At 48.1% G+C, this 12,638-nt stretch carries 15 protein-coding genes; 7 read left to right on the plus strand and 8 right to left on the minus strand.

Annotated elements, in window-relative coordinates:
* Positions 1-31 precede the first annotated feature (31 nt).
* The 3 genes from aroD to NYE62_RS03995 all read right to left on the minus strand — a co-directional run bounded on the left by aroD (position 32) and on the right by NYE62_RS03995 (position 2,566).
* The gene (gene aroD / locus NYE62_RS03985) at positions 32-793 is read right to left on the minus strand and encodes a type I 3-dehydroquinate dehydratase (RefSeq protein ID WP_024085013.1); all 762 of its coding nucleotides are present in this window, start codon (positions 791-793) and stop codon (positions 32-34) included.
* A gap of 26 nt (positions 794-819) precedes the next feature.
* A complete protein-coding gene (locus tag NYE62_RS03990) occupies positions 820-2,013 on the minus strand; it encodes an MFS transporter (RefSeq protein WP_007408506.1) in 1,194 nt (397 codons plus the stop codon).
* A 337-nt stretch (positions 2,014-2,350) separates the two neighbouring features.
* Positions 2,351-2,566, minus strand: coding sequence for a DUF1128 domain-containing protein (locus NYE62_RS03995; protein WP_003155571.1), 216 nt, complete (start codon positions 2,564-2,566; stop codon positions 2,351-2,353).
* Positions 2,567-2,721: 155 nt separating this feature from the next.
* On the opposite strand from NYE62_RS03995, the gene NYE62_RS04000 reads away from it, so the two are divergent.
* Genes NYE62_RS04000 through NYE62_RS04010 form a run of 3 tightly spaced genes read left to right on the plus strand, consistent with a single transcriptional unit; the run spans position 2,722 to position 4,386 of the window.
* The gene (locus NYE62_RS04000; protein WP_044802008.1) at positions 2,722-3,195 is read left to right on the plus strand and encodes a low molecular weight protein-tyrosine-phosphatase; all 474 of its coding nucleotides are present in this window, start codon (positions 2,722-2,724) and stop codon (positions 3,193-3,195) included.
* Positions 3,196-3,208: 13 nt separating this feature from the next.
* Positions 3,209-3,535, plus strand: coding sequence for a hypothetical protein (locus NYE62_RS04005; protein WP_015239397.1), 327 nt, complete (start codon positions 3,209-3,211; stop codon positions 3,533-3,535).
* Between the two features lie 11 nt (positions 3,536-3,546).
* Complete coding sequence (locus tag NYE62_RS04010) at positions 3,547-4,386, plus strand: YihY family inner membrane protein (protein ID WP_007408509.1); 840 nt, start codon at positions 3,547-3,549, stop codon at positions 4,384-4,386.
* A gap of 186 nt (positions 4,387-4,572) precedes the next feature.
* On the opposite strand, the gene NYE62_RS04015 is transcribed toward NYE62_RS04010, so the two are convergent.
* Positions 4,573-5,751: an MFS transporter gene (locus tag NYE62_RS04015; protein ID WP_015239398.1), complete on the minus strand. Its 1,179-nt coding sequence runs from the start codon at positions 5,749-5,751 to the stop codon at positions 4,573-4,575.
* Positions 5,752-5,910: 159 nt separating this feature from the next.
* On the opposite strand from NYE62_RS04015, the gene cax reads away from it, so the two are divergent.
* Positions 5,911-6,966, plus strand: coding sequence for a calcium/proton exchanger (gene cax / locus NYE62_RS04020; protein ID WP_007408511.1), 1,056 nt, complete (start codon positions 5,911-5,913; stop codon positions 6,964-6,966).
* A gap of 70 nt (positions 6,967-7,036) precedes the next feature.
* Positions 7,037-7,831, plus strand: coding sequence for a YfkD famly protein (locus tag NYE62_RS04025; protein ID WP_094031586.1), 795 nt, complete (start codon positions 7,037-7,039; stop codon positions 7,829-7,831).
* Between the two features lie 28 nt (positions 7,832-7,859).
* Here the strand turns inward: NYE62_RS04025 and NYE62_RS04030 are convergent, their stop codons facing one another.
* Both NYE62_RS04030 and yfkAB read right to left on the minus strand, forming a co-directional pair.
* Complete coding sequence (locus NYE62_RS04030) at positions 7,860-8,693, minus strand: mechanosensitive ion channel family protein (RefSeq protein ID WP_108725094.1); 834 nt, start codon at positions 8,691-8,693, stop codon at positions 7,860-7,862.
* 6 nt (positions 8,694-8,699) lie between these two features.
* Positions 8,700-9,821 carry a radical SAM/CxCxxxxC motif protein YfkAB gene (gene yfkAB, locus NYE62_RS04035; RefSeq protein ID WP_342497257.1) on the minus strand — a complete coding sequence of 374 codons (1,122 nt, stop codon included), beginning with the start codon at positions 9,819-9,821 and terminating at the stop codon, positions 8,700-8,702.
* Between the two features lie 146 nt (positions 9,822-9,967).
* Here yfkAB and NYE62_RS04040 point away from each other — a divergent pair, with 146 nt between their 5' ends.
* Both NYE62_RS04040 and pdaA read left to right on the plus strand, forming a co-directional pair.
* On the plus strand, positions 9,968-10,153 hold the full coding sequence (locus tag NYE62_RS04040) for an SE1561 family protein (RefSeq protein ID WP_003155558.1): 186 nt from the start codon (positions 9,968-9,970) through the stop codon (positions 10,151-10,153).
* 100 nt (positions 10,154-10,253) lie between these two features.
* Positions 10,254-11,045, plus strand: a complete 792-nt coding sequence (gene pdaA, locus NYE62_RS04045) for a delta-lactam-biosynthetic de-N-acetylase (RefSeq protein WP_003155556.1) — start codon at positions 10,254-10,256, stop codon at positions 11,043-11,045.
* 34 nt (positions 11,046-11,079) lie between these two features.
* Here pdaA and NYE62_RS04050 read toward each other — a convergent pair whose 3' ends face one another.
* Positions 11,080-11,940 carry an NAD(P)-binding domain-containing protein gene (locus NYE62_RS04050; RefSeq protein ID WP_020955507.1) on the minus strand — a complete coding sequence of 287 codons (861 nt, stop codon included), beginning with the start codon at positions 11,938-11,940 and terminating at the stop codon, positions 11,080-11,082.
* Between the two features lie 50 nt (positions 11,941-11,990).
* Positions 11,991-12,638, minus strand: coding sequence for a hypothetical protein (locus NYE62_RS04055; RefSeq protein ID WP_015239402.1), 648 nt, complete (start codon positions 12,636-12,638; stop codon positions 11,991-11,993).

Here is a 12,638-nt window from a genome sequence, read left to right on the forward strand (position 1 = left end):
TCAACCCGCTTTGAGGGCAGAAAAACGCTGATTACATATGTTTATTTAAAATGCTGAGTACGCTGCGCAATTCTTCAACGGGAATCTGTCCGGGCGCTGATGCTTCTTTGCCCGCTCCGAACGTGCACGCTGAACCGAAGACTTCGCCGGCCAGGCGGCTGATCAGACCTGTTCCCGCCATTGACATCGTGATGATCGGCCGGTCTGCGTATTGTGTTTTCATCGTGTGAGTGGCATCCAATAATACGAAAACATCTTCAGTGCTTTGCGGCATCACCGCGATTTTCGGAATGTGCGCGCCGTACGCCTGCATGTTCCGCAGCCGAGAAATGATTTCTTCTTTTTTCGGTGTCTGATGAAAATCATGATTGGACATGACGACATATACGCCGTTGTCTTCAGCGGTTTTCACAATTGATTTGACTTCCGCTTCTCCCGTAAACAACTCAACGTCTGCAAGGTCAATGTGTTTTGTTTCGATGGCGGTTTTAAGCAATTCAATGTAAAAGCGGTCATCAATAACTTTATTTCCGCCTTCTTTATGAGTTCTGAATGTGAAAAGCAGCGGTGTTGCGCCTGCGGCTTTCCGCAGCTTTTCAAGCATGCCTTTTACGGCGTCCAGGCTGTCAACGTGCTCGTACACATCCGCCCGCCACTCAATGATATCCGGGCGAAGCCTGTTGACGGCTTCAATTTCTTCGAGCAGTTCTTTCTCTCCGGCCGCCATCAGCGGCACAATGATCTTCGGAAGCCCTTCGCCGATGACCGTGTTTCTGATCGTGATAGATTGCATGATAAATCCTCTCCCTTAAAAAATAGTCAGGCTTTCATCACTTGCTTAAAGCGGATTCCGATAAACAATGCGAGAAGGGCGCTGACGGCCGCAATTCCGATATCAAGCAGAAAAACAGGCGTCAGGCCGGCCGCTTTGGAGATCGCTCCCGTTACAAGCGGAATGACAATAAAAGATAAGCTTGATGCTATATTAACAAAAGATGTGATCGTACCTTTATTTTTAGGGAATAAAACAGCCATAACCGTCATCGCCAATTGCAGAATGCCCGCAGTTGAAAGTCCGATGACAAAGGAGCTGATGACTGATACGGCCGGCTGATGAATGAAAATCAGAGCAAGCAGCGCGATTGCCGCGATCACAGGGTACAGCACCATTACCGTAATCGGCTGAATCACTCTGTTTAACAGCACGGCCAGCAATAATACGGACACAAGCGCACCGATGCTGTAATAGCTCAGCAATTTGACAGCCTGCACCTCAGGCATGCCCAAAACGGTTTGCCCGAACTTAGGAAGCCATACTTGAACGAGCATAAACAGCGCCGTAGATGAAAAGCCTAACAGAATGATCGCAAGACCTTCGCGCCATATCGACGGCTGTGATGTGAACGCGTCATCAGACGGAGAGGCTTCCGTCCGGCCGCCGTCTTCTTTTTGCTTATGATTCGGAAACGGAACTTTTAACAGGAAAAAGCCGTTCAGGAAGAAAATAATGCCCGGTACGAAAAACGTCCAGCCGTAAAACAAATGCCTGTCCGCAATAAACGCGATGAAAAACGGAAGCACCGTCGCGCCGATGGATACAAACGCTTTGATTAACACGGTTGCAGAGCTTGCGTTTTTCGGAAATCCTTCAATAAGCGCCGGATATGTCCCGGAATCCAAGAAGGAATTGGCGATCCCTGCGAAAATGGCGAAGATAAACGCGGCCGTATAGTTTGTCGAAAGCGGAATTCCGATTAGGAAAATCAGATACAGAAAGGCGCCCGACACGATAAACGGCCGTCTCCCGAATGTATCCGAAAGCTTCCCGGCAAACAGAAGCGAAATCAGCTTCCCGATCCCGATGGCGGAGACCAAATAGCTGACCCCGGCTGCGGATGTATGAAGCTGTTTTGATAATGCCTCCATATTGGATGCGATAATAATATTGATCATGCCCAGCAGGAAATAATTAATATAAAGACCCGCTGCCATTTTGGTGTATATGTTTTTCATGATGACATCCCCTAATGCGGTTAATAAAGAATTAAATTAATTTTTAAATTAACAAAAGCACAGAACCATTCCCCTTTATTGAACCACTGCCTTTCTTTGAAAACTGGTTTGATAAAACGGTTGCAGATACAAAACTTGAATAACGCTGATATCACAACGAGTATATCGTTCTACTAAATAAAAAAAGATAAGCGGCCCGCTCATTTAGTATATCGTTCTACCAAGTTCACAGTTACTATACTCCTTCTTTTTATATGTGTCAAACCGATGAACTTTTATTTTTTACTTTTTTAAATCAAAAAAAGACCCGCCGTTTTTCGGCAGGTCTGACACGGGTTTATTTTCTGAGAGAGGCGAGCTCCTCGGCAATGGCCTGCATTTCACTCGGGCTGAATGATGCTTTTTTCATGACCATTTGATGAAGGTATGTAAGATCTTCTATTTTTTCATCACTGAAATCTTCCGCTCTGATGACGCCGACATTGAGCATGTTGAGCTTTTGCGAAATGTCTTCAATCATTTTGTTTAACGTTTCTGTTTGTTGGCTCGGCAAATTCATGCATCCTTTCATGACCGTTTTCGTACCCTTTATTCTAACAGAATTCATTTAGAATAAAAGCTTATTTCCACAGCAGCAGAAAAGTTGCTAAGATGATGATAAGGTTTTTGATCCTCAAAATGCGGGGAAAGAATAGGGAGGTTATCGATATGATACATGTGCTGTTTGTCTGTCTGGGAAATATTTGCCGGTCGCCTATGGCAGAGGCGGTATTTTCTGATATGGTGAAGAAAAACGGGCTGAACGGGCAGATTAACATTGATTCAGCGGGAATCGGCGCCTGGCATGCGGGAAATCCGCCGCATGAAGGGACAAAGGAGATCCTAAAGAAGAAAGGGATCAGCTCAAGCGGCATCACGGCGAGGCAGGTGCGTGAGTCTGATCTGACCGATTTTGATTACGTCATTGCGATGGATGCAGAAAATATCGGACATCTGCGCAGCATGGCCGGTTATAAAAAAGCGGCGCCGCGTATTGCAAGGCTGCTTGATTATGTACCGGAGTCGGACCTTGCGGACGTGCCCGATCCGTATTATACCGGGAATTTCAGCGAGGTGTACGCTTTGGTCGAGTCCGGGTGCCGTCATTTGCTGGAGACAATAAAGAAAGACCATCATTTATAAGGGGGATTGACCGATGAAGCAGACACGCATCATGGCAAAAGCGATTCTGATCGGCGCTGCCGCCGGCGGAGCACTGTCCTTATTACATAAGCCGACAAGAGAGGCATGTTTCCGGAACATGGACGCGTGCAGGCAGCGTGCGGCATTCTACCGAAAACATCCTGAAGTGCTGAAACAGCAGGCATCTGCAAAACTTGATCAAGTGAAGACCATCGCCAATACCGTATCGGATGATCTGAGTTTTTTAAACGGCCAGATCACTAAGCTGAAGCAGACGACACCGCAGGTCATTGACCTGTTAAAAGAAACGAAGGAGCATTTTTCGAAAAACGATCATTGAGGTGGGATGTCATGAGTTTTATAAAGGAGCTGTTTGCAAGGTTTTCTCTCCATGAAGGACAAAGTAAATCGGCGGAGCTGGCGTATTTTTTCCTGCTGTCATTGTTTCCGTTAATGATTTTCATGCTGACGCTCACCGCCTATCTTCCCATATCGGCAGAAGACGTGCTCGGGGCGGTCGATCAATACGCGCCCGACAGCGCCATGTCTATGGTGAAATCCATAACGGAGCAAACGCTGAACAAGCGCAGCGGCGGGCTTTTGTCATTCGGGATTATCGCCGTCATCTGGTCGGCTTCGAATGGTATGAACGCGATTGTCAGAGCATTTAACCATGCCTACGAAGTCGAGGAAAACCGCTCATTTATCATCATTCGCCTGACCTCAATTTTTTTAACCATCGCGATGGTGGTTACGATTTTAATCGCATTGCTTCTGCCGGTGTTCGGCAGAGAAATCGGAATGCTGGCCGCAGATTTCATCGGCGCCTCCGGCCTGTTTTTGCAGGTGTGGTCGGTTGTCCGCTGGGGTATCAGTCCGCTTATCCTTTTAATCGTGTTTACCGCGCTTTACATTTTCGCGCCGAATAAAAGGCTTTCCCTCCGTTTTGTACTGCCGGGAGCCGTATTTGCGGCAGCCGGCTGGATTATCGTCAGTATGCTGTTCTCATTTTACGTTGGCACCTTTGCCAACTACAGCGCCACATACGGGAGCATCGGGGGAATTATCGTCCTTATGATCTGGTTTTACCTTACGGGAACACTGCTGATTTTAGGAGGAGAAATCAACGCGCTTTTACATAAACGTAAAAAGCTTCCTGATGAAAATCCGTACCGCGGGAGCAAGCTATAGAGGAACGGATGACGTTCAAGCTGAATAACGGAGGGGAATCGATTATGACCAAGCATACGAAAAAAGGCGGAAGCCATAATAAACAAAACTCCAAAAACGGCCCGAAGAATAAAACAAGCGGAAGCGCTAACGGGCAGAACGGATACCACTAGAAAGAAGCCGCCTGACTTAGATCAGGCGGCTTTTTTATGAGGCCGGAAAAGAATGGGATTCGGATGCGGGATTGTGCTTTGTTTTCCCGAAGACGAGCGCAAGCCAAATACAGACCAGAATCACCGTAATAAAGTAAAACAGATTGGCGTTTTCAAACCGCTGCATATACCAGCCGCCCGCCACCGGGCCGATCATGCTGCCGAGGCTGAAGGAAATGCCGCAGAGCAGATTGCCCGCCGGCAGCAGATGGGACGGCAGCAGGTCGCTCATATAGCTGATGCCGAGGGAAAACATACTGCCGACCGCCATTCCCGCCGTAAAAAAGCAGCAGCCGATGACAGAAGGCGAGGGAAACAGTCCGGCCGTCAAAAAGCAAAGGGCACCCGTTAATAAGATGACGAGCAGGACACGTTTTCTCCCGAATCGATCGCTTAATAAACCGAGAGGGAACTGGAATACAATACTCCCGATGGCAAAAGCGGGCAATATCAGCGCGACGGCATCGACGGATATGCCTAAGCGCAGGGCGTACACGGGAAAGCTTCCGTTCAGCGCCGTTTCTAAAAAACCGTACCCGAAAGCCGGGAGAAAAGCGACCCAGCCGAAAAGAAGGGCGCGGTAAAACCGTTTTGCGCTGTTATCCCCGGATGTTTCATCCGGACCTTGCGCCGGGTACTCGTTACGTAAGACAAATACAAACAGCCAGGCGGCAAGACTGATACAGCCGGATACGATAAACGGAAGGGACGGACTTGTTTTCACAAGAGGGACCATGAACGGGCCGACAGCGAATCCGAGCCCGAAGGACAGTCCGTACAGCGAAATGTTTCTTCCTCTGTTTCGGGGCGTTGACTTTGACGTCACCCACGTTTGGGTTGAAAAATGCAGCATATGATCCCCGATTCCGATAAGCAGCCGAAGAAAAAACCATAACCATATGGATTGAAGCCAAATAAAACTGAATAAGCTGATGATAACAAGAAATCCGCCCATGACCATCAGAGGTTTGAATCCGAGCTTGCGCAGCGGGGCCTCCATAAACGGCGACGCCAGAAGCACGCCGATATAAAGGCCGGTTGCGTGAAGTCCGTTTATAGCGGCTGATTCCCCGTTCGTTTCAAAAATGACGGAGATCACCGGCAGAAGCATGCCTTGGGAAAATCCGGAGATGGAAACAAGCAGAACCAAAATAAAGAAGTACAGTCGTGACATCGCGTATTTTCTCCTTCGTCAGTATCTTTCTTGATCGTACACGGATTTGTCGCGTCCGGCAACCTGAAAATGCCAATTCGGGCTGCCGCGGAAGTGTAATTGAGGGAGTTTTTGAGAAGGATATAAAAAGACTCATTCGAAAAAAGGAGCCAGGCAGATATGAATCGGATTTTTTTCTTTACAGCTGCGGCGGGAGTGCCGCTTTCAGTCATCGGCGGCCTGATGCACTGGCCGTCAGCGGTTTTGTTTATTATTTATTGCTTGACGATTATTGCGCTTGCAAGTTATATGGGGAGAGCGACTGAATCTCTTGCCATTATCGCGGGACCGCGGATCGGCGGTCTGCTGAATGCCACGTTCGGCAATGCGGTAGAGCTGATTATATCGCTTTTTGCCCTAAAAGAAGGGCTGACGGGCATCGTGCTTGCTTCACTGACCGGTTCGGTGCTCGGCAATCTTTTGCTCGTCGCGGGACTGTCGTTTTTTATCGGCGGTTTGAAATACAAGCGGCAGGAATTCAATATTCATGATGCACGGCATAATTCAGGCCTGCTGATTTTTGCCATTATCGTTGCTTTTGTCATTCCCGAAGTGTTTTCCATGGATATGGGGGAAAAAAACAAGCTTGATTTGAGTGTCGGCATCAGCATCATCATGATCCTTTTGTACGTGGCAGCTCTTTATTTCAAGCTCGTCACCCACCGCGGTGTTTATCAGCCGAATCAGCCGGAGGCAAAGGAAGAAGAGGAGCAGCCTGAGTGGTCGGGGAAAAGAGCGACAGCCGTCTTATTTATTTCAACCATTATCGTCGCCTACATATCTGAAAACCTTGTCCATACGTTTCATGCGGTGGCTGAACAGTTCGGCTGGAGCGAGCTGTTTATCGGAGTGATTATCGTCGCAATCGTCGGAAATGCCGCAGAGCATGCGTCGGCGATTATTATGGCGTACAAAGACAAGATGGATGTCGCCGTTGAAATCGCGGTAGGCTCGACTTTGCAGATCGCCATGTTTGTGGCTCCGGTTCTTGTGATCTGTTCCATCTTTTTTCCGGTCAATATGCCGCTTGTATTCACATTGCCCGAGCTTGTCGCGATGATCTCATCCGTCCTTTTGATGACAATGATTTCAAATGACGGTGATTCGAACTGGTTTGAAGGGGCTACGCTCCTTGCCGCTTATGTCATTATGGCGATCGGTTTTTTCCTGCTTTAACCTGTAAAAAATGCGGATAACAACGATTGCGGAGGAAAAGACTAAAGGAAAATGCTATAGAAAGAGTGATATGATGAGAAAGCTGTTTCATGCCACACTGATTCTGCTGTTATCCTTTAGTTTTTTCGCAACGCCGTCTGCCGGTGCAAAAAAACCGTTTAAAGTTCCCAACTCTGTCGTAAGCATTTCAAAGGAAAATACGTATCCGAATGCTTCACAGGACCAGCCGATGCTTCAGCCGAGCAAACTGGCGAAGGAATTGTTAGATACATCAGAGATCAACATCGAAAATCCGCATCTGATAAAGATGCTGAATGAATCCTCGGTTTCCGGTTCACCGCTTGCCATCGGATACCGGGCGACAATATTTCTCGGGAAATGGGCGCTCGGCTATCAGTCGAACGAAACGGTCGCCAACTGGGAATATAAAAAAATCAATACGAACAGAGCGGATAACCGGGGCGGGCAGCAAACCGCGGTTATCTCATACGCCCAAGAACAGCAATACAAAATCAAAGGCGGGCTCACAGCGAAGGTGCCGAACGCAGAAGACGTAAAAAGCATGATGATGCAAAAAGCGATGAAGAAAACAAAACTGCCGCTCGCGTTTGAAACGGTTATCGGCGCAGGCACAAAACGCGATCAAACCTACAAAATTTCTCCGCAGCGGCTCGGCTACCTGCATGCCTACGCTCCGGCCGTTAATGAAAAAGGAAAAGTAACATACGGTGAAGTGTATTTGGTGCTGAAAGGCAGCAAGCGGAAACTTGTCGTCAAAAATGTGACTTCGCAAGGAATCGGGGCTTGGATTCCGGTACAGGATCACGTCACATTCGGTTTTCAAATGACAGCGCAGCCGAGATAAATAAAAAAAGCTGATTCCGGTTCGGGAATCAGCTTTTTTGTGTGTGATACATTTCCTCGAGCAATTGCACATTGTTGTTGTACAGCTCCCGGGCAAGAACGCGTCTCACCGCAAGGCTCGCCGAGAAGTATTCTGTGTCTTGAACCATGCCTTTGACGGTAAATTCTATGCCTCTTGTCAATTTGTTCAGGCTCATGATTCCATGCACTTGAAACGGCTCCGTCGCATTGAGAAATTCATCCCGCTTCAGTGAATCGCGAAGCTCATCATTGAGCATATCGCAGGCTTTTTCTAAGACGGCATATACCCGCTCGGGATCTTCCTTGTAACTGATCACGACGGACTCGGTAATCCGCATAAAATCAATGTTATAGTTTTGAAGCTGTCTGACCTCACCGTTAGATATGGTAAGCAGCTTGCCGGTCCACTCACGGATCTGGAGGGAACGGAGTCCGATTTCTTCGACTGTGCCGTTGAACAGATTGTTAATCGTCACGTAATCGCCTTTATGAAGCTGGCGTTCGTATATTAAAAAGACACCGGCCAATATGTCCTTGATTAACGACTGGGCGCCGAAACCGATGACGATACCGGCAACACCCGCCCCGGCTAAAATTCGGCCGAAATCATGAACGAATAAAGAAATGACGTAAAAGATAAAACCGATCGTCGCCGTATACTGGGTGATGGATCGGACGAGGCTTTCAATCGTCTTCCCTTTCCGTTCCTCCAAGAAATCCGTGCGTTTAAATAACACCTGGACAAAGCGGTTGATCAGAAAAACACCGGCGTAAAGCACGAGAGCGACGATGATGATCTCAACCACTTTGCTTTTCAAAATGTCCGTAAATGTCGTTTCCATCTTTTGTTAACCTCTGGCTTTTCGTAATGAAAAATCTGTGTCCTGATAATAACTGTTTTTGACAAGGACGTTCGGGCCGAGGCACCGGACGTTTGTGCAGCGGCAGTTCAGCTCTTTGCTCAGCTTCGTCTGTCTCCACTTGTCATATGCTTCGGGAAGGCTGTCTGTTTTAATATTGCCGAGCGGCGGTGTATCGCCGAAATCCGTGACAATGATATTTCCGTCAAAAATGTTGACATTCAGGCGGGAGCGGCCGTCAGGGTCGTTTCGCACCGTAACGTTTTTCGCTTCCCGCAGGCGGAGGAGGAGCTTCTGATCTTCTTCATCAGGGCTGCATGCGTAAAACGGGAGCGTACCGAACAGCATCCATGTCTCTTCATCGCGAATGTCGAGCAGATGATGAATGGCCTGTCTCATGTCCTTCAGGCTGAGTGATTCAAGCGCGCTGGCGAAATCACTCGGATACATCGGATGGACTTCGTGCCGCTGGCATTTCATTTCTTCCGTAATCTGCCGGTGAATATGTTCAATATGCGGCAGTGTCCGTTTGTTCAGCATCGTTTCCGCTGAAACCATTACGCCTGCTTCGACCAGCGTGCGGCTGTTTTCAATCATTTTGTCAAAATAGCGCGCCCGCTGTTCAAATGTCGGTTTCTTCTCCATCATCGCAAATCCGATGTCGGCAAAGTCCTCGACTGTTCCCCAGTTGTGAGAAATGTGAAGAACGTCCAAATAAGGAATAATCCGTTCGTAGCGCCCGATATCAAGCGTCAGGTTTGAATTGATCTGTGTGCGCACGCCGCGTTCATGCGCATATTTCAAAAGCGGGACGACGTATTCCTTTACCGATTTCAGCGAAAGCATCGGTTCGCCGCCCGTAATGCTGATAGAGCGTAACAGAGGAATTTCATCAAGCCGCTTTAAGAAAAGGTCGATCGGCAGCGCATTCGGGTCTTTCGGCTGGAGCGTGTACCCGACGGCGCAGTGCTCGCATCTCATATTGCACAAAGTCGTCGTTGTGAATTCAACGTTCGTCAGTTTCATATCTCCATACTGGTCGACATCCATGTACGCTTCCCAAGGATCGTACTCCGGTGTGATCGGACGCAGTGTTGTGTTTTGTGTCATGACTATCTAACTCCTTTATAAATGGGGCATACTAACGTCTGCCAACTGTTAATTTTAGACCTGATCTGCCAAGATCGCAAGTAGCGGAACCATTGAAAAACGGCAAAAAATACGCTACCATTATAAAAAATGAATGGAGTGGAAGTATGGGGAATGCAGTAAACAGCAAAGATCAGCAGCTCGATTACCTGAAGAACAGACTCGATATGTTTATGAATGTCATTGATTCATTAGACCCTGAATCAACGGACGTTGAAGATATAGACCGGCTCATCGGCATGCTTGATGATCTGGAAGCAAAATACGAACGCTTTAAAAAGGATTGGGAATAAACCCCGGCGGATGCCGGGGTTTTTCTTTTTCCATAATGCGGCTGTATAAAAGGGCAGGGCCTACTGCAAAATAAGGAAAAATGCAGAAGGAGTGCTGGTCATGAAATGGTTTTGTTCAATTTGCTGCATGGCCGTTTTACTTGCGGGAGGCATCAACAGCGCAGAAGCCGTGCCGAATGAACGGATAAACTGGGGCTTTAAACGCAGCGTCAATCATCAGCCGCCGGATGCCGGCAGACAGCTGGACAATCTGGTCAAAAAATATGATGCCTTTTATTTGGGCAATACGAAAGAAAAGACCATCTATTTAACGTTTGATAACGGATATGAAAATGGGTACACCCCGAAAGTGCTTGATGTGTTAAAAAAACATCACGTCACGGGCACTTTTTTTGTCACGGGTCATTTTGTGAAAGAGCAGCCTGATTTGATTAAACGGATGTCAAAGGAAGGCCATATCATCGGCAATCATTCTTTTCATCATCCTGATCTGACGACAAAAACGGGCGATCAGATTCAAGACGAACTCGATTCTGTCACGGAAGCTGTGTACAACATTACTGGAAAGCGGGACAACCTGTATCTCCGTCCGCCGCGCGGCGTATTCAGCGAATATGTCCTCAAAGAAACGAAGCGCCTCGGCTACCAAACCGTTTTCTGGTCCGTCGCATTTGTCGACTGGAAGGTTAACGAGCAAAAAGGGAAACAATACGCCTATGATCACATGATAAAGCAGGCTCATCCCGGCGCGATCTACCTTCTCCACACCGTTTCAAAGGACAATTCAGAAGCTCTGGACGATGCCATTACCGATTTGAAAAAAGAAGGCTACACGTTTAAAAGCATTGATGACCTGATGTTTGAGAAAGAAATGAAGCTGCCGCGCCTGTAGAAAACACCTCTCCTGGTAATGGAGAGGTGTTTTGTTATTTCAGGCATTTAATCAAAGCGGCCCAATCCAGATCCCCGAAGCCTTGTGCGATCCCGCTTTCAAAATGGCTCTTGGCCAGTTCGGCAAGAGGGAGTTTTGCGGAAACCTGTTCTGCGGCGGCGAGCGCCAGATTGGTATCCTTCAGCCCTAAAGACATTTTGAAACCGGCCGGCTCAAATTTCTCCTCAGCCATGATCGTGCCGTAATTTTGATAGACGGGAGAGCCAAAGAGCGCGCCGGCGATTTCTAAAAATTGTTTTTGTTCTAACCCGTACTTCTCCATCATTAAGAACGATTCAGATAACGCCTCAAGCATGGACACGAGCAAGAAATTGATGCTGATTTTCGCGGCATTGGCCGTTTTTGTTTCTTCACCAGTATCAAATACTTGCTGACTCAGGATGTTAAGCAGCGGTTCGGCCTTTTTCTTCGCTTCCGCCGGTCCGGCTGTGATGATGCGAAGCTCGGCCTTCTCGGCGGCATCGGGGCGGCCGAGGACGGGAGCGGCAATAAAGGACTGTCCTCTGCCCGAATGTGCGGCGGAAAGCTGTTCTGACAGCGCCGTACTGATCGTGCTCATTGAAATATGAATGCCGTTTTCAGATAACCCGGCAATAATGCCGCAAGCTCCGAACGTTACGTCTATTACGGCGTCATCGTCTGACAGCATGGACAGCACGATGTCCGCATGTTCAGCTGCCTGTCGGGGCGTTTCGGCATATTCTGCCCCTTTATCCAGCAGGTCAGCCGCTTTTTCTTTCGTCCGGTTATATACAGTCAGACTGTATCCGGCTTTCATAATATTTTCGGCGATGGGGCGGCCCATATTGCCGAGTCCGACGATGGCGATCTTCATTTGACAGTCCCTCCAATGAAAAGTTTTCCACCATTATACATGCAAAATGGTTAATCTGCTGTGTACAGGATTGCCACTTTCAGTTCAGGTTCTGAAGACCATCCGGAGTCTGAGGCGGCTTTCCCCTTATAAAATCCGGTAAATCGGGTTTTGATGATTGTTTTTGAACGGGGTTTTACAGTGAACGTTTTTGATTTGAATGTGACGTCCTTTATGTTTTCTGATAAATCCGGGGTGACAGAAATGGTTTGTTCCCCTTTTCCGTAATGATTGATATAAAGCGTGCAGCTCATGCCCGCTCTTTTTCGCTCAACCAGATGACTGCATTCGCTGCGGTGCTTCAAATACTCGACAGCCTCTTTTTCGGGCGCGAACTGTTTTAAGGAAAAAACGGCATATTCGGTGGCAGGACTGATACCGGAAGCGGCCCCCATACTGAGAAAGATCAGAAACAGCCCCGCCGCGGGAAGCGTCCGCCTGAACGCGGCGGCACACCAGATTAACGCCGCAAAGTAAAGCACGACCCCGGGAATGACGGAGATATGGGCTCCATCTTCCGGCCAAGAGGAAAAGCCGAGTAACTCAAAGATGTAATCAGACACCGTACGGCCGTTATACAGCGGGGCAATGGACATGACACTGAAAGCCAGGAGGACAGAAGAAATGATTTTGTGAGAAAGGATGGTAACGGCGCACAC

This window comes from Bacillus sp. FSL K6-2861 (assembly GCF_038630725.1).
Taxonomy (GTDB): domain Bacteria; phylum Bacillota; class Bacilli; order Bacillales; family Bacillaceae; genus Bacillus; species Bacillus velezensis.